A 16,394-nucleotide genomic window follows, 5' to 3' on the forward strand; every position below is an offset into this window, starting at 1 on the left:
ATGTATGACGCCATGCTAAGCCAGGGTTGTGTCAGTTTTTGTCAGGAGTAAACGGCCCGGACTCGTTCTGCTCCATCAGCTTGCGCCAGGCTCGCAACAGGTCGCTGCGCCGGCCAGGGTATCGATCACCCTGAGCGTCGGCTGTGGCCACTCGGTCAGTGCGAAAGGTGCGATAAGCGCCGCGCAACTCGCACCACGCCACAATCACGCGCATTTCATTGAGAAACCCCAGGGCCAGCGGCCAAATCAGGCGCTGGCTCTGGGTTTGGCTGGCGTCGGCGTAATCGATGTGCAGCTTGGCCTGATTGCGGATCGCTTCGCGAAACACATTCAGCGGCACGCGATTTTCCGGGTAACCGAACCCCGGAGGGCCGGGTAACAGCGTGGGGTTGCGCAACGCTTCCTGGGCGGCGGGATCGAGCACATCGGCGATTTTCGCCAACGCATTGGCCGCAGCGCGGCTCAGCACATCGTCGCCACGTTGATCGACATAACGCAGGCCCAGCACGATCGCTTCGGCTTCCTCGGCGTTCAGCATTAATGGCGGCAGGAACAGCCCGCTACGCAGCACGTACCCTACCCCGGCTTCGCCAAAAATCGGTGCGCCCAGCGCTGTCAATTCAGCGATATCGCGATACAGCGTGCGCTCGGACACCTCCAGTTGCGCCGCCAATACGGCGGCAGTCACCGGGCGTTTCTTGCCCCGCAGGGCCTGCAACAACGTCAGCAACCGTGTGGTACGCGACACGTCAAACCCGCCGAGAAAGGAAAAAAGTGCCGCAGCTTAACAGAGCCCCCTGTCAGAAAACGTCAGCAGTAAAAAAGCCTCTTGACCGAATAAATTACGTGGATCATATTAAATACATGTTTCAAGACATGTAAAAAAATACCCCACAGGAGTCTTTGTATGCGCAATAAAGTCTTTGGTCGCCTCAGCGGCCTGCAGGTATCGGAACTGGCCCTGGGCACCGGTAATTTCGGCACAGGCTGGGGCCATGGCGCCGAGCGCGACGAAGCCAGGCAGATCTTCGATGGCTATCTCGAAGCAGGAGGCAACTTCCTGGATACCGCCAACGGTTACCAGTTCGGCCAGGCGGAAAAGCTGCTGGGGGAATTTATCGCCGCCGAGCGCGACAACCTGGTGGTCGCCACCAAATACAGCCTGCGCACCCAGCCATCCGATGAAGGCACGCTCAAGCTCGGTAACAACCGCAAAAACATGGTGCGTGCCGTCGAAGAGAGTCTCAAGCGCTTGAACACCGACCGCATCGACCTGCTCTGGGCGCACATGAGCGACAACGTCACGCCGATGGAAGAGATCCTGCGCGGCTTCGATGATTTGGTGCGCGCCGGCAAAATCCACTACGCCGGCCTGTCCAACTTTCCCGCCTGGCGCATTGCCCGCGCGGATCTGTTGGCCGAAGTGCGCAGCTTCGCGCCGATCATCGGCGTCCAGGTGGAATACAGCCTGGCCGAGCGCAGCGCCGACCGCGAGTTGCTGCCGATGGCCGAAGCGTTGGGCCTGGGCGCCACGCTGTGGTCGCCGTTGGGCGGTGGTTTCCTCACCGGCAAATACCGTGAAACGCAGGACGACAACCGCGCCAACAAACTGGGCATGCTGATCCACTCGGAAAACAGCGCCCGCGAAACCGCAGTACTCGACACCCTGCTGGCAGTCGCCGGTGAACTCGACGTCAGCCCAACCCACGTCGCCATTGCCTGGCTGCGCGAAAAAGCCCGGCGCTCGACCACCGCGCTGATCCCGATCCTCGGCTCACGCACCCGCGCGCAACTCGATGCAACCCTGGGTGCGCTGAACGTGCAATTGTCGGCCGAACACGTGACCCGCCTGGATGGCGCCAGTGCCCTGCCGCTGGGCGTTCCGCACACCATCATTGCCGAGCGCTTCCCAATCGACACCGGCTTGGACGCCCCTCGCCCACCGGTTATCTAAGGCAAAAAAAAACGGCCTGAGCAGGCCGTTTTTTTAATCGCAGACTTTACGCAAGGCTCTTGCTGACCACCTCGAATACATCGCTGGACAGTTCACCGGAGGCACGAATGCGCTCCAGCTCCGCCTTCATCAGCGCCTGGCGCGCGCCATCGTATTTGCGCCAGCGGGTCAACGGCGCCAATTGGCGCGAAGCGATCTGCGGGTTGAACCCGTTCAACTGGATCACCAGATCGGCCAGGAAACGATAGCCCGAGCCATCGGCGGCGTGGAAGTTGATCAGGTTCTGCCCGGCAAACGCGCCGACCAGCGCCCGCACCTTGTTCGGGTTCTTGAGGGTGAACGCCGAGTGCTCCATCAACGCCCTGACGCGCGCCAAGCCGCCCGGCAAGGTGCTGCCGGCCTGCACGCTGAACCACTGGTCCATGACCAGCGGGTTGTCCTTGAAGTTCTCGGCAAACACCGCCAACGCCTGCGCCTTTTCCGCCTCGAACGGCGAGTTGACCAACACGGCCAGCGCCGTCAGGCGCTCCGTCATGTTGTCGCTGGTGTCGAACTGGTCCAGCGTTGCCGCCAACACTTCCTGCTTGCCGCTGAGCATCAGGTACGACAGCGCAATGTTCTGCAGGGCGCGACGGGCAAAGTGCTCGGCCGCCGCCACGTAAGGTGTCTGCTTGGACAGCTCGCGGTTCGCCTGGTAGCGCAGCCACAGCGATTCGTAGAGGTTGTCGGCCAGTTGCTTGCGCGCATACTCACGGGCGGCGTGGATGGCCTCGACGTCCGCCACTTCACTGATTTCAGTCAGGTAGGCCTCGCTTGGCAGCGAGAGCATCTCGGCGACCATCGCCTGGTCTAGGCTTTCATCGCTCAACACCGTGCGCAGCGCGTCGATCAGGCGTTGATCCAGCTTCAGCGGCTGACCCGCTTGATGCTGACCGATCAGCTCCTGCAGCACTTGCACCGACAGTTGCTGGCCGGCATCCCAGCGATTGAACCCGTCGCTGTCGTGTTGCATCAGGAACATCAGCTGGTCGCGGTTGTACGGGAAGCTCAGTTTCACCGGCGCCGAGAAGCCGCGCAGCAACGACGGCAGCGGCTGTTCGGCGATATCGACGAACGTGAAGGTCTGCTCGGCTTCGGTCACCGAAATCACTCGGGACGTGGCGCCAGCGCTGGCCTCACCGGCCAGGCGCAAGGCAATCGCGGCGCCGTTGGCGTCCAGCAGGCCCAGCGCCACCGGAATAACGAACGGCAGCTTTTCAACTTTGTCCGGGGTTTGCGGGCAGCTTTGACGGAAGGTCAGGCTGTAGGTCTTGGCAGCGGCGTCGTAGGACTCGCTCACCGCCAGACGCGGTGTACCGGCCTGGCTGTACCAGCGTTTGAACTGGCTCAGGTCCGCGCCGTTGGCGTCTTCCATGGCCTTGATGAAGTCGTCGCACGTCACGGCCTGGCCGTCATGGCGCTCGAAATAGAGATCACTGCCCTTACGAAAGCCTTCAGCGCCGAGCAAGGTGTGGATCATGCCGACCACTTCCGAGCCCTTTTCGTACACGGTCAAGGTGTAGAAGTTGGAGATTTCGATGAAGCTGTCCGGGCGCACGGCGTGCGCCATCGGGCCTGCGTCTTCAGCGAACTGGTGAGTACGCAGGTACGCCACGTCCTGGATGCGCTTGACCGTGGCCGAGTTCATGTCGGCGGAGAAGCCGGAATCACGGAACACCGTGAAGCCTTCCTTCAGCGACAGCTGGAACCAGTCGCGGCAGGTCACGCGGTTGCCCGACCAGTTGTGGAAGTATTCGTGCGCGACGATCGCCTCGACGCGCTGGTGCGCGGCGTCAGTGGCGGTTTCTGCGCGCGCCAGCACGGCGCTGGAGTTGAAGATATTGAGGCCCTTGTTCTCCATGGCGGCCATGTTGAAGTCGTTGACCGCCACGATCATGAAGATGTCGAGGTCGTACTCGCGGCCGTAGGTCTCTTCGTCCCAGCGCATGGATTTTTTCAGGCTGTTCATGGCGTGCTGGCATTTGTCGATGTTTTCCGGCTCGACGTAGATGCGCAGCGCCACTTCACGGCTGGTCATGGTGGTGAAGGTGTCTTCGACGCACCACAAATCGCCGGCCACCAGCGCGAACAGGTAGGCCGGTTTCTTGAACGGGTCTTCCCAGGTCGCCCAGTGGCGCCCGTCTTCACCCGGGCCGCTGGCAATCGGGTTGCCGTTGGACAGCAGCACCGGGTAGCTGTGTTGCTCGGCGATCACCGTGGTGGTGAAGGTGCTCATCACGTCCGGGCGGTCGAGGTAATAGGTGATCTTGCGAAAACCTTCGGCCTCGCACTGGGTGCAGAACATGCCGCTGGATTTGTACAGGCCTTCCAGCGCGGTGTTGGTTTCCGGGTGGATGCGCACGCTGGTGTCGACCGTGAAGGTCTCGCTGGTCGGGTGCAGGGTCAGGTGGCTGTCGGTCAACTGGTAGTCGGCTTCGCTCAGCTCACGGTCGCCCAGGTTGACGGTCAGCAGTTCAAGCTGCTGGCCATCGAGCACCAGCGGCGGCAGGCCCGCACCACGCTCGGGGTTGCGGCGCATCACCAGCTGCGCGTGGACCAGGCTGTGGTCCTCGAACAACTCGAAGGTCAGGTGCGTCTCTTCGATCAGGTAGTCCGGCGCCTGATAGTCCTTCAGGTAAATCATCTTCGGTTGTTCGGTGCGCATGGGTGGCATCCTTCTACTGATGCACGGCGAGCTGGTAGGCCGTGTACTTACGAATGTTGATAACGCCGGTGTCGAAGATCAGGTACTGGCCCTTGATCCCCAGCAGCGTGCCTTCGGCAATCGGGTTCTTGTCCAGGTTGAAGCTGACGATCTTGGTCGGATACTGCTCGACCGGGTAGCGGATTTCGATCGGTTCAATGTCGGCAATCGTTTGGATGGCCTGCAGGCCAAAGCGTTCCTGCAAACTCTGCAGGCCTTCGGCGCACGAGGCAAACAGCGCATCGCGCACTTCGGTCAGGTTCACCGCCACCGCATCGCCCTTGAGCAGCGCGCGCCAGTTGGTCTTGTCGGCCACCTGACTGCGAAACAGGTCTTCGACGAAGCCGGATTGCTGGCGGGTCGCCACGCGCATGATCGGCAGCGCCTGGCTGGCGCCCTGGTCCAGCCAACGTGTCGGCAGCTGGGTGGCGCGGGTGATGCCGACCTTGATGCCAGACGAATTGGCCAGGTAGACCACGTGGTCGGTCATGCAGAATTGCTCGCCCCAGCCCGGATCACGGCAAGTGCCGGCGTCGTAGTGGCAACGCTCGGGGCTCATGATGCACAGGTCACACTGGGCCAGTTTGGTCATGCATGGGTAGCAGTAACCCTGGCTGAAACTGGTTTTGGTCTTGCGCCCGCAATGGCTGCAATGGATGGCGCCGAGGTATTCCAGGCGCACGTGCGTGCCGATCAACGGGTTGACCGGCACCTCGGTATCGCCAAGGCGAAACGCGTATTGAACGGTCGGCTCACCGAGTTGCGCCGACATTTTGCTGACTGCACCGCGACCAATTTCAATCAATGGATCGCATCCGACTTGAACAGAATGTTCGGCACCGGTGCCGATTTCGACGCGCATTCCTGCGGGCCCATGTAGCCGGTGCGCTGCTCTTCGGGCAGGTTCTGGATTTCCCAGGCGATCACCGCTTGCAGCGACAGCTCGCGCTGCTCGGCGGTGAGCTTGCGGCCGTCGGACCACTTGCCGATTTCCACGGCGAGCTTGAGGCTCTCATAGATGTCCGGGGTGATGTTTTCGATCATTTCAGCAAAAGAGGACATTAGGCTCTTCCTTATCAAATGGAGGCTTTGCGGCGGTTGTACAACCCACCCAGCAAACCCGTCAGGCAACCGATGACCAAGCCGCTCAGATGAGCCGCGTTGGCGATTTCGCCGAAACCGATCATCGAGATCAGCCCCGACATGCAGAGCACCAGCCATATCAGCATCATCGCCAGCACCCCGCGAGGCAGGCGATAAGCCGGGTTGGGCGACAGCAACTGGAAAATCCAGCAATGCCCCAGCAGGCCATACAACACGCCGGACAGGCCGCCAAACAGGCTCGGGCCGCCATAGGCGTATTGCGCGTAATTGGACACCAGGCTGAACAACAGGGTCAGGCCCAGCAGGTTGATACTGCCCTGGCGCACCTCAATGCGACGGCCGAGTTCCCAGTACCACATGCCGTTCATGGCCAAATGCAGGATGCCGAAGTGGATCAGCATCGGCGTGACCAACCGCCACCATTGCCCCGACGCCATGGTCTCGGCAAAGGGCGTGAATTGAAGGTACTCGCCCGTCACATGGAACGGCAGAAACGTCAGCCAGCTCATGGTTTGCAGGTTTTCACCCAGCAACGTCACCGCACCGACAATGATACTCGCCAGCAGCACCAGCGCTGTCACCGGGCTGTGGCGCACCTGCTGAACAAAACTGGGGCGCGTAACGGGCGCCCGCTCGGGGATGTCCAGTTGCTGGTCCGGGTCACCGGCGGGAAAGCGTTGGTACAACACGCGCACGTCTTCGCTGATGGTTTCGGGCACCCACAACACCTGCTCGCCGGCCTCTTCGCTGACACGATGGGGAACTTGCATGCGTTGCAGCAACTTGACGAAACCCGCCAGATCGACACTCAGCGGCAAGCGCAAAACAGCTACGGTGCTCATGAAATAACCTCAGGGCGCTCAACGTCGACCCATACAAATTTACGCGGATCCAGCTGGGTTTCCTGGTCCAGCCGATACGCCACCAGCTTGCCGTACAGCACGGCGCTGTAATCCAGGCAAGCCAGGTTCGGGCGGATCGGCGCGGGTTTGCCGCTGCGCCAGTAGTGGCCGACGAACAGCAACGGCTCGTCGATGCCATAGCGCAGCAGGGAATTTTTTTCAGTCGACGACAGCGGCGTACGTGCTACCGGTTCCGGCAGCGCATCGGGCTGGAACACGATGTCGCCGTAGGTTTTAGGGTCGTCTTCCCAGAATTTGGTGCGAAAGAACGAGCGCGTCAGCCCATCGCCACCGGTCAGCGTCAGGCCGTCCGGCAGGCGCATGTCGGTGCCGCGCAGCAGGCGGTCGAAGGCGTTGCAGGCAAAACTGCCCGGCACGGCGGCGGCCTGCAAAAAGTGCTGGTCGATGCAGCCATCCGGAAAGGTCGCGCGCAGCGGCTGGATAAAGCCCTCGTCCCAACACGCGTGCACCACACGGAAACGCCCGGCATCGACAAACAGCGGCATGTCATAGAACCAGCCGAGAAAGTCGTGCCAATCGGCCGGGTGGTGCTCGAACTGGGTCAGGGTCTCGTGGATCAACCGCGCGTGGCGTGGGTTGTGCTCGCGTACAAACTGCTTGCCACTGCCCGGCGGCGCGGGCGTGCTCCAGCCCAGCGCGTTGAATTCATGATTGCCCATGATGCACAGCGCTTGGCCGGCCTCGGCCATGTCGTGGACAATATGCAGCGCCTCGCGAATGCGTGGGCCACGGTCGATGATATCGCCGAGGAACACCGCCATTCGCGTCGGATGGCGCCAGGTGCCGCCCTGTTTGTGGTAGCCCAGCCGGTCGAGCAAGTGCTCAAGGGTATGAGCGCACCCGTGCACGTCACCAATCAGGTCGTAGCTACGCGCGGGATCGAGCATCAGTCGCCTCCACCCCCCAAGCGGCTGCCCCAGCCCAACTTGGTGCGGCACACTTCGTAGTAGTTGTGGTCCAGCGGGTGGATCAACCGCAACTTCTGCGCCTTTTTGCTCACGGTGATGGTGTCACCGGGGGCGCAAGTGAAATGGTTCTGCCCGTCACAGGAGACTTGCGGGTAGATCTGCATGTCTTTGGACACCACGATTTTCAGCTCACTGTTGCCATCGACCACAATTGGTCGGCTGGACAACATATGGGGGTACATCGGCACGATCACAATGGCATCCAGCTTGGGGTGCATGATCGGCCCGCCGGCCGACAGCGCGTACGCCGTGGAACCGGTCGGCGTGGCCACAATCAGGCCGTCGGCCTTCTGGCTGCACACGAACTGGCCGTCGATATACAGCTCGAACTCGATCATGCGCGTCGACTTGCCGGGGTGCAGCACCACGTCGTTGAGCGCGTCGCCCTGGCCGATGGCTTCGCCGTGGCGGCGCACTTCGGCCTGCAGCAGGAAGCGGTTTTCGACCAGGTAATGGCCGTCGAGCACCTTGGCCACTTCAACTTCAAGGTCATCGGGACGGATATCGGTCAGGAAGCCCAGGCTGCCGCGGTTAATCCCCAGCACCGGCACGTTATGCCGCGCTAACGCCCGGGCTGCGCCGAGCAGGCTGCCGTCGCCGCCGACCACAATCACCATGTCGCAGACTTCACCGAGCATTTTGCGCGACGAGGTTTGCAAGCCATGGCCCGGCAAGATTTCGGCGATGGTGTCTTCGAGGATCACGTGCAGGTGGCGCTCGAGCAGAAACTTTTTCAGTCGGCGGACGGTGTCCAGCACCTGGGTACTGCCCAGGCGACCGATAATGCCGATATTGCGAAATTGCTCCATGGGGCTCCTGCGGGATGTGGGGTGTGGCAAAAACAACGATTATGGGCGAAAGGCCGCGTCAGGCAAAATCCTTTGTCGCCGTGAACCCTTGATGACAATGGTTCTCAGCCACCCCAACAGACGTTAAACGGCTATGCTCGGACCATGACTGTGTTCCCGGATCTGCACAACCTGCCCCGCCAGTTGCGGCACCCCGAGGTGCGCGACCTGGCGTGGGTGATGCTTGCCCCGCCGATGCTCGCGCAAACGCCCTGGCCGCAGCGCCACCCGCTGGCGGGCAGTGACTGGGTGCAGGCACCGCACCTGCTGGAGCAATGGTTACGCGCGCTTGATCAAGACAGCAGCGCCTTGCAGCACTGGCTAAGCCTTGCCCGCACGCGGCGCCTGGGCCTGTACTACGAGCGCCTGTGGCAATTTGCCGTGCAGCATGCGCCGGGCGTGGAATTGCTCGTCGCCAACCTGCCGATCCGCCGCGCCGGGCATACCTTGGGCGAATTGGACATGCTGCTGCGCGACCGCGATGGCGTGCACCACCTGGAACTGGCGATCAAACTGTATCTCGGGCCGCAGGACGGCAACGGTCTGGATACCGCGCAATGGCTGGGGCCGGGATGCCATGACCGGCTGGACCGCAAGCTGGCGCATCTGGCCCAGCACCAACTGCCGATTTCGGCACGCGCGGAAAGCCGCGAGGCGCTGGCGGCGCTGGATATCCAGCAGTTTGACGCGCATTTGTGGCTTGGCGGGTATTTGCTCTATCCCTGGCCCGGCCAGGCCGAGCCACCGCACGGCGCCCATCCGCAGCATCTGCGGGGGCGCTGGCTGCATCAGCGCGATTGGCCGGCGCTGGTCAGTGCCAGCCCGCCGGGGCGCTGGCAACCGCTGCCCAGGCATGCCTGGCTGGCACCGGCGCACTACGCGCAGGCTGAGGTCTGGAGTGAGCAGCAGATGCAAGGCTGGCTGGCAGCACTGGACCCGATGGCACCCGCGCAGTTGTTGGTGCGCCTTGTGCGCAATGGCGAGGATTGGGAAGAAGCCGAACGCCTGTTCCTGGTGGCCGATCTCTGGCCCAACGTCCCTGGCGTTACTTGACCTTCAAGTGCCGTGCGTACCAGGGCCGCCTCGGCACACGCTTGAACAATGCCTGCAATCCTTCGTCCTCAGCGGCAAAGGTAATACGCAGCGCCAGCTTCATGGTCTCCGGGTCCATCTCCATCGACCTGCCCATCTGCAACCCCGGCGTGGTGCTGCAGCCGTGGGTGTCCGGCCCCAGCCACGGATCGCCGACTTCCACCCAACGCCCCTGCGCGAACCAGTTCACGCCATTGACTTGCAGCCGGCTGACCTCACCGGGGTTGAAGCGCTCGTGGGCCCGAAACCAATCTTCGATGCGGTCATCAATCCAGCCGTGGAAATGCCAGAACACCGGGTTTACATGGGATGAAAACGGATCACCGAGAAAGTCGTTCTCCGGCGCATACCAACGCGCGGCAAAGTCCGACGGGTCGCGGGCGAACGGCACCGGCGCGCCGTTGGACGGATCACGCGGCACCGAGGCCCAGCGCATGTGCAGCCAGTCGTGTAGGCCTAACTCCATCTCGGAACCCAATTGCCCAAGGCTCAGCTTGGCCAGGTAACGTGGGTCGCGGTATTGGGACTCCCAGACCTGAAAGTTGCTGTGGTAAGTCTGGGCCGCCTTGATATCGCTGACCCATTGGGTGTATTCGCTGTCATCCGGCGCCGACCAACAGGGCGGCAGCGCGAAGCCGTCGTGGTTATCGAAGTAACGCACAAAGCCCAGACGGTCGCGTTCCAGCGCCGGCTGTGGCTCGGGGAATTGCGGCCACGACGGCAAATCTTGCATGGAACGCGCATTGCCGAGCATATGCCGGTGCATGAAAAAGAAGTCGATGCCCGAGCCGTTGCGATCTTTGCGTTTGCCGCGTGCGTCGCGTTCCTGGCCGCGCGGGCCGGGCTGCCAGCCGATGCCGCGCAAGGCGTCGCGCTTTTCTTGCGAGAGCTTGTGCCACTGGTCGCGGGTGGCGTGCCAGAGTTGGTGAAACAGGCGGTGCTCCGGCGAAATCAGCCAGGCCAGCAGCGTCGGGTTCAGGCCGATGCGTTGGCGCGCTTCGGGAAACAGCTGTTTGTGGGCGATAAAGCGGTTGTCACGTTCGGTCAATGCCAAGGGGCGGTCGAGGTTGAGGATCTGCCCGCTGAGGGTGCTGCTGCCGGCGTTAGCGAAGTCGGCCCAGACTTCATCGAGTGTCATCTTGAATTCATAGGCCGGTGCGCCGTCGGCCGCCTCGCGGTCGATCAGGCGCCAGTAAAGCAAGGCGCCCTCGCCTGTCAGCACATCACCGAGTACGCGGTAACGCGGTTCACCTTCGGCGCGCAGGTTCTCAGCGGTGTCCAGGTAGCCGCGCAGGCCACGGCCACGCGGGGCGATGTCCAGCAGCAGTTCCAGGCCTTGCAGCGGCAAGCCCTTTAGCCCGGCGTCGCGGCCTTCCAGGCGCAGGCTCCACACACCGCGCAAAATGTTCGCCAAGTGCTGGCCATCAGTGTCGGCCAAATCCACCGTGGCCTCGCCCGGGGTAATGGGGAATTCTTCTTCACGCGTCAGCTCGCGATGGGCATAAAAGGCTGCCGGCACGGCAGCGCCCGTCAGCGCCAGGCCTGCGATGAACCCACGTCGAGAGATCGTCATTGTCTACCTTAGGAAACGGCTTAATCAGAGCTAGAACGTTTGCAGCCTTCGCAAATTTACCGCCGCGCGAAGCGGGCCTAAATTTCCCCGGCCATGGCTCGTTCTTCCCTGATAGCAAAGGCCTCAACTGACTGAGATGGCAATGACAAAACCACGTTCGAAAAAGGCGCTGTTGATCGGCCTGCCGCTGGCATTGGCCATCGGCGCCGGGGCTGGCTTTCTGGTCTGGGACCACTGGTTTCGCGGCAATGCCGGTTACCCGTTGGAGGTGATCAAGCAAGCCAATGAAATGCAGGACCGCTTGCTGTCGTTCGACAGCCACATCACGGTGCCGATGGATTTCGGCACGGCCGGCAATGAGGCCGACAAAGATGGCAGCGGCCAGTTCGACCTGGCCAAGGCAGCACGCGGGCGCTTGTCGGGCGCCGCCCTGACGATTTTCGGCTGGCCGGAAATCTGGAACGGCCCCAACGCGCCGCATAAGCCCACCGACGGTTTTGTCGAGGAGGCCCGCCACGAGCAAGAGGTGCGCTACAAGATCATCTCCGGCATGGTGCGCGACTTTCCCAACCAGGTCGGCATCGCCTACACCCCGGACGATTTCCGCCGCCTGCACGGTGAGGGCAAATTTGCGGTGTTTATCAGCATGCTCAACGCCTACCCGCTGGGCGATGATCTGAACCAACTGGACCTGTGGGCGGCGCGCGGCATGCGCATGTTCGGCTTCAGCTATATCGGCAACAACGCCTGGTCCGACTCGTCGCGCCCACTGCCGTTTTTCAACGATTCGACCGACGCCCTCGAAGGGCTGTCGCCCATCGGCCAGCAGGCGGTGCATCGCCTCAATGACCTGGGCGTGATCATCGATGTGTCGCAAATGTCGACCAAGGCGCTGGAGCAAGTGGCACAGCTGAGCCGTACGCCGATGGTGGCGTCCCACTCCGCGCCGCGGGCGTCGGTGGATATCCCGCGCAACCTCAGCGACAAAGAATTGCAACTGATCAAGAACAGCGGCGGCGTGGTTCAAGTGGTGGGCTTTCCCGCCTATTTGCGTCCGCTGAGCCAACCGACCCAGGACAAGCTCAACACCCTGCGCGCGCGTTTCGATTTGCCGCCGCTGCCCAACCTGGCCATGGCCCTGATGCCCGGCGACGCAATCATTGCCGCCTGGCCCGAGCAGAAGTTCGGCCAGTACGCCCAAGGCCTGTACGGCATTCTCGAAGAAGAACCCAAGACCACCCTCAAGGATTGGGGCGACGCCATCGACTACACCGTGCGCAAGATCGGCATCGATCACGTCGGCATCTCGTCGGACTTCAACGACGGCGGCGGCATCCAGGGCTGGGAGAATGTCGGCGAGGTGCGCAACGTCACCGCCGAGCTGATCCAGCGTGGTTACTCCGAAGCCGATATCGCCAAGCTGTGGGGAGGCAACTTCCTGCGCGTATGGGACCAGGTACAAAAAGCTGCCAAGCCCTTGGCCAACCGCTAACCACCTAGAAGCACGTCCATGACTGATCGCCGTACATTTCTCAAACAGGCCGGTGTCTTCGCCGCCAGCCTGCCGCTGGGCGCTGCGCTGATGCCTCAAGCACTGGCCGACAGCCCGGCACCCGCTGCGAACGCCCCATGGACGGGATTGAAACAGCTGTTCAACCAGGACCCGAACTACCTGCACTTCTCCAATTTCCTGGTGGCCTCGCACCCTAAGCCGGTGCGCGAGGCGATCGACCGCTACCGCCAGCAGATCGACCGCAACCCAGGGCTGGCGATGGACTGGGGCCTTGAGGAAACCTGGAAACGCGAAGGCCAGGTACGGGAATGGGCCGGTCGCTACTTGAACGCGAAGCCGGCGCAAATTGCCCTCACCGGCAGCACCTCCGAAGGGCTGGCGATGATCTACGGCGGGATAAAGCTGCGGCCCGACCAGGAAATTCTCACCACCGTGCACGAGCACTACGCCACCCAGAACGTCCTGGATTTTCGCGTGCTCAAGCAAGGCACGCAGGTGCGCAGGTTCACGCTGTTCGAAGACGCCAGTCGCGTGTCTGCCGATGAAATCCTCGGCAATATCCAGCGCAGTATTCGCCCCAACACCCGCGTGCTGGGCATGACCTGGGTGCAGTCGGGCAGCGGCGTGAAACTACCGATTGGCGAGATCGGCAGGCTGGTGGACGCACTCAACCGTAACCGCGATGAAAACGACCGCATTCTCTACGTGGTGGACGGCGTGCACGGCTTCGGCGTGGAAAACCTCGACTTCCCCGACATGCACTGCGACTTCTTTATCGCCGGCACGCATAAATGGATGTTCGGCCCGCGCGGTACCGGCCTGGTGTGCGCCCGCGACGCCGAAAACAAATACGTGACGCCGATGGTGCCGACCTTCTCCGAAGACACCAATTTCGCCACCACCATGACGCCCGGCGGTTTCCACGCTTTTGAGCATCGCTGGGCGGTGGACGAAGCCTTCAAGTTGCATTTGCAGTTGGGCAAGCCCCAAGTGCAGGCGCGTATTCACGCGCTCAACAGCGATTTGAAGGGCCGTTTGCTGGACCACCCGCAAATCGAGCTGGTGACGCCGCGCAGCCCTGCTCTCTCAGCCGGCTTTACCTTCTTCCGCGTCAAGGGCCAGGACAGCGAGGCCGTGGTCGCCCACATGATGAAAAACCGCGTGGTGATCGATGCGGTGGACCGTGATGTCGGCCCCGTGATTCGCACCTCCCCTGGCCTGCTTAACAGCTCGGATGAAATCCAGCGCTTCATGAGCTTGCTGAGCCAACGGCTGTGACCCCTTTTTCCTTTGAACGAGATGCCCACATGACTCCATCCCGACTCAAGCCCCTCACTGCCCTGGCGCTGACCGCCCTGTGCGGCGCGCTGTTGCCAGGCCTGGCCCAGGCCGCCACCGCGCAACCGGGCAAGGTATTCAAAGACTGCAAGGACTGCCCGGAAATGGTCGTGCTGCCGGCCGGCACCTTTACCATGGGTACCCCGGAAGACGAAGTCGGCCGCGAGCCCGACGAAGGCCCGATGCATGAGGTGACCTTCGCCAAACCCTTCGCCATGAGCCGTTTCCATATCACCGCCGGTGAATGGGACAGCTATATCCGCCAGACCGGCGTCAAGATCGCCGACGGCGACACCCGCCCTGGGCGCGAATGCATCGCCAGCAAGCCACGCTACCCACAAGGGCCGCGCCAGCCGGCGGTGTGCATGGACATGGACGACATCAAGAACTATGTGGCCTGGCTGTCGAAAAAGACCGGGCAGACGTACCAGATGGTCAGCGAAGCGCAGCGCGAATATGCGGCGCGTGCCGGCACCGCCGGACCGTTTCCGTTTCCTTTCGATGAGGGCAAGGGTTACAGCATCGCCGAACATGCCAACACCTACGGCCCGGCGGATGGCTACAGCTACTCTTCGCCGGTCGGCAGCTACCCGCCGAATGCGTTTGGCATGTACGACATGCATGGCAATGTCTATGAGCGGGTCGCCGACTGCGAGCACCCCAACTACATCGGCGCCCCCACCGACGGCAGCGCCTGGGTGGAACCTAACTGCGAGAGCTACCAGATTCGCGGCAACGACTGGGGCGAAGCGCCCGTGTTTTCGCGCTCGGGCAACCGCAACAACATCTACCCGCAAACCCGCGGCGACTGGATTGGCTTTCGGGTAGTGCGCGAGCTTTAGGCGCGGCACCGTTCAAATGTGGGAGCTGGCTTGCCTGCGATAGCGGTGTGTCAGTCACCCCTGTATCGACAGGGCCGCCACCTTCGCGGGCAAGCCCGCTCCCACATTTGACTTGCGTACATCAGGTAAAAATTCGCGGGAATGGCTGGGAGCGGATGGGCTTAGGGCCGTGCATGAATACCAAGACCGCCACCGCTCAAATGTGGGAGCTGGCTTGCCTGCGATAGCGGTGTGTCAGTCACCCCTGTATCAACAGGGCCACCGCCTTCGCGGGCAAGCCCGCTCCCACATTTTGACTTGCGTACATCAGGTGAAATTCGCGGGAATGGCTGGGAGCGGATGGGCTTAGGGCCGTGCATGAATACCAAGACTGCCACCGTTCAAATGTGGGAGCTGGCTTGCCTGCGATAGCGGTCTGTCAGTCACCCCTGTATCAACAGGGCCGCCGCCTTCGCGGGCAAGCCCGCTCACATTTTGATGCTGTATGTACCAATAGGGCTGTGTTCAGGCCTGTTTGGCCAACAACTCCAAGCCTTCGTGCAACGCCGGGAACAGGCTGTTGTTAAAGTTGTTCCAGCGCAGTTCGAGGATGGTGTCCTCGGGCGAGATCTCGGTTTTCAGCACGTCGTGAAACACTTCACCCGAATCGATGCCGTTATCCACGTAGTGGAAGGAAGCGCCGGTGAGGTACAGCGGCTCGGACGGCGTGGTGGCCTTGGTCGCCCAATCCACCACGGTTTGCCCACGCGCACCGTACAAGGCATTCCAGGTGGCGTATGCACCGCGGCGTTCGTAAGGCGATTCGATTCGGGTAATGCCTGGGTGAATGTTCATGATGCGCCGTGCAAACGGTGCACCTGGGCGCACCAGCTCATCCAGAATCACCAGCAGACCGTCCAGCACGACGATATCGGCCTTCAATTCCACCAGCGTGTCGTGCAGGCGACGCTCGAAATCCTGCTTGCCGGCAATGTGCTCGGCACTGCCGCGTGGCAGACGGCGGTAGGTGGACGGCACGCTCAATAACAAGTCGTTGACCAGCCGTCCCTGCACCTGCAGATCCGCCGGGTACAGCCACTGGCGACCTGGTTTATAGGCAAAGCCGTAATCGCTGACCAGTTGCTGGTCGCGCGGGTTCTGCTCGTCATCGTCATACACCACGCCAACCAGGTTATAAGCCTCGCCCAACGGCGTGTCGTTCAGCGAACCCACCAGAAACTCCAGCACCGACTTCATATAGCGCTCGTGATCCTTGTAGGCCACCGGCTGCCCGGCCTTGTCGGCGGCGGCATTTCGCAGGGACCACACATACACCAGGTTCTTTTTCGTCATTGTTTCGCTCTCGCTGAATGGACTGCGCGCGGCGTCGATGCACGTGCGCCTACAGCACAAGAACGAACCAGCTGCGCGGCAATTTATGCCGCGCCACCCGCAAAGGGCACGCCGAGCTAAATACTCGCGCCGGCGCTTCGTTTGTCATGGGTAAGGGTCTGTGT

The 16,394-nt window shown here is 62.0% G+C and carries 14 protein-coding genes; 5 read left to right on the top strand and 9 right to left on the bottom strand.

Translation table 11 applies throughout. The annotated features are described in order from the left end of the window. Positions 1 to 31: 31 nt before the first annotated feature. Complete coding sequence (locus AC19YS_RS21900) at positions 32 to 748, bottom strand: helix-turn-helix transcriptional regulator (protein WP_500602648.1); 717 nt, start codon at positions 746 to 748, stop codon at positions 32 to 34. A 159-nt stretch (positions 749 to 907) separates the two neighbouring features. On the opposite strand from AC19YS_RS21900, the gene AC19YS_RS21905 reads away from it, so the two are divergent. After that, the gene (locus AC19YS_RS21905) at positions 908 to 1,954 is read left to right on the top strand and encodes an aldo/keto reductase (protein ID WP_500602649.1); all 1,047 of its coding nucleotides are present in this window, start codon (positions 908 to 910) and stop codon (positions 1,952 to 1,954) included. A gap of 46 nt (positions 1,955 to 2,000) precedes the next feature. Here the strand turns inward: AC19YS_RS21905 and pepN are convergent, their stop codons facing one another. From pepN to AC19YS_RS21935, 6 genes are read right to left on the bottom strand one after another with little or no spacing between them, the layout of a single operon-like run. Next, positions 2,001 to 4,658 (bottom strand): aminopeptidase N, encoded by a 2,658-nt coding sequence (gene pepN / locus AC19YS_RS21910; protein ID WP_500602650.1) that lies wholly within the window; start codon positions 4,656 to 4,658, stop codon positions 2,001 to 2,003. A 13-nt stretch (positions 4,659 to 4,671) separates the two neighbouring features. After that, on the bottom strand, positions 4,672 to 5,502 hold the full coding sequence (locus AC19YS_RS21915; protein WP_124417723.1) for a DUF2797 domain-containing protein: 831 nt from the start codon (positions 5,500 to 5,502) through the stop codon (positions 4,672 to 4,674). Further along, positions 5,499 to 5,759, bottom strand: coding sequence for a YeaC family protein (locus AC19YS_RS21920; RefSeq protein WP_017138108.1), 261 nt, complete (start codon positions 5,757 to 5,759; stop codon positions 5,499 to 5,501). Before AC19YS_RS21920 ends, AC19YS_RS21915 begins: the two co-directional genes overlap by 4 nt. A gap of 14 nt (positions 5,760 to 5,773) precedes the next feature. Continuing rightward, positions 5,774 to 6,643, bottom strand: a complete 870-nt coding sequence (locus AC19YS_RS21925) for a rhomboid family intramembrane serine protease (RefSeq protein WP_124417724.1) — start codon at positions 6,641 to 6,643, stop codon at positions 5,774 to 5,776. After that, the gene (locus tag AC19YS_RS21930) at positions 6,640 to 7,614 is read right to left on the bottom strand and encodes a metallophosphoesterase (protein WP_164487985.1); all 975 of its coding nucleotides are present in this window, start codon (positions 7,612 to 7,614) and stop codon (positions 6,640 to 6,642) included. The genes AC19YS_RS21925 and AC19YS_RS21930 overlap by 4 nt, the downstream gene beginning before the upstream one ends. Beyond that, positions 7,611 to 8,501: an NAD(+) kinase gene (locus tag AC19YS_RS21935; protein ID WP_010210870.1), complete on the bottom strand. Its 891-nt coding sequence runs from the start codon at positions 8,499 to 8,501 to the stop codon at positions 7,611 to 7,613. Before AC19YS_RS21935 ends, AC19YS_RS21930 begins: the two co-directional genes overlap by 4 nt. Positions 8,502 to 8,645: 144 nt before the next feature. Here AC19YS_RS21935 and AC19YS_RS21940 point away from each other — a divergent pair, with 144 nt between their 5' ends. Further along, a complete protein-coding gene (locus AC19YS_RS21940) occupies positions 8,646 to 9,593 on the top strand; it encodes a DUF1853 family protein (protein ID WP_500602651.1) in 948 nt (315 codons plus the stop codon). Here AC19YS_RS21940 and pvdP read toward each other — a convergent pair. Continuing rightward, the gene (gene pvdP, locus AC19YS_RS21945) at positions 9,586 to 11,205 is read right to left on the bottom strand and encodes a pyoverdine maturation tyrosinase PvdP (RefSeq protein WP_124417726.1); all 1,620 of its coding nucleotides are present in this window, start codon (positions 11,203 to 11,205) and stop codon (positions 9,586 to 9,588) included. The two genes, AC19YS_RS21940 and pvdP, sit on opposite strands and share 8 nt — an antisense overlap. A 142-nt stretch (positions 11,206 to 11,347) precedes the next feature. Here pvdP and pvdM point away from each other — a divergent pair, with 142 nt between their 5' ends. The 3 genes from pvdM to pvdO are packed head-to-tail and all read left to right on the top strand — an operon-like array spanning position 11,348 to position 14,898. Next, complete coding sequence (gene pvdM, locus AC19YS_RS21950) at positions 11,348 to 12,697, top strand: pyoverdine-tailoring dipeptidase-like protein PvdM (RefSeq protein ID WP_500602652.1); 1,350 nt, start codon at positions 11,348 to 11,350, stop codon at positions 12,695 to 12,697. An 18-nt stretch (positions 12,698 to 12,715) separates the two neighbouring features. Next, entirely contained in the window at positions 12,716 to 13,996 is a 1,281-nt protein-coding gene (gene pvdN / locus AC19YS_RS21955; RefSeq protein WP_500602654.1) for a pyoverdine-tailoring periplasmic protein PvdN, read from the top strand. Between the two features lie 29 nt (positions 13,997 to 14,025). Further along, positions 14,026 to 14,898: a dihydropyoverdine dehydrogenase gene (gene pvdO / locus AC19YS_RS21960; protein ID WP_500602656.1), complete on the top strand. Its 873-nt coding sequence runs from the start codon at positions 14,026 to 14,028 to the stop codon at positions 14,896 to 14,898. Positions 14,899 to 15,402: 504 nt separating this feature from the next. Here pvdO and AC19YS_RS21965 read toward each other — a convergent pair. Beyond that, positions 15,403 to 16,230 carry a formyl transferase gene (locus AC19YS_RS21965; protein WP_094950653.1) on the bottom strand — a complete coding sequence of 276 codons (828 nt, stop codon included), beginning with the start codon at positions 16,228 to 16,230 and terminating at the stop codon, positions 15,403 to 15,405. Between the last annotated feature and the right edge of the window lie 164 nt (positions 16,231 to 16,394).

The organism is Pseudomonas sp. MF08831, from assembly GCF_059862645.1.

Excerpts from the sequence above, each read along its gene's own strand:
- AC19YS_RS21905 (WP_500602649.1), top strand. The coding sequence starts at position 908 with ATGCGCAATAAAGTCTTTGGTCGCCTCAGCGGCCTGCAGGTATCGGAA.
- pepN (WP_500602650.1), bottom strand. The coding sequence starts at position 4,658 with ATGCGCACCGAACAACCGAAGATGATTTACCTGAAGGACTATCAGGCG.
- AC19YS_RS21920 (WP_017138108.1), bottom strand. The coding sequence starts at position 5,759 with ATGTCCTCTTTTGCTGAAATGATCGAAAACATCACCCCGGACATCTAT.
- AC19YS_RS21925 (WP_124417724.1), bottom strand. The coding sequence starts at position 6,643 with ATGAGCACCGTAGCTGTTTTGCGCTTGCCGCTGAGTGTCGATCTGGCG.
- AC19YS_RS21935 (WP_010210870.1), bottom strand. The coding sequence starts at position 8,501 with ATGGAGCAATTTCGCAATATCGGCATTATCGGTCGCCTGGGCAGTACC.
- AC19YS_RS21940 (WP_500602651.1), top strand. The coding sequence starts at position 8,646 with ATGACTGTGTTCCCGGATCTGCACAACCTGCCCCGCCAGTTGCGGCAC.
- pvdP (WP_124417726.1), bottom strand. The coding sequence starts at position 11,205 with ATGACGATCTCTCGACGTGGGTTCATCGCAGGCCTGGCGCTGACGGGC.
- pvdM (WP_500602652.1), top strand. The coding sequence starts at position 11,348 with ATGACAAAACCACGTTCGAAAAAGGCGCTGTTGATCGGCCTGCCGCTG.
- pvdN (WP_500602654.1), top strand. The coding sequence starts at position 12,716 with ATGACTGATCGCCGTACATTTCTCAAACAGGCCGGTGTCTTCGCCGCC.
- pvdO (WP_500602656.1), top strand. The coding sequence starts at position 14,026 with ATGACTCCATCCCGACTCAAGCCCCTCACTGCCCTGGCGCTGACCGCC.
- AC19YS_RS21965 (WP_094950653.1), bottom strand. The coding sequence starts at position 16,230 with ATGACGAAAAAGAACCTGGTGTATGTGTGGTCCCTGCGAAATGCCGCC.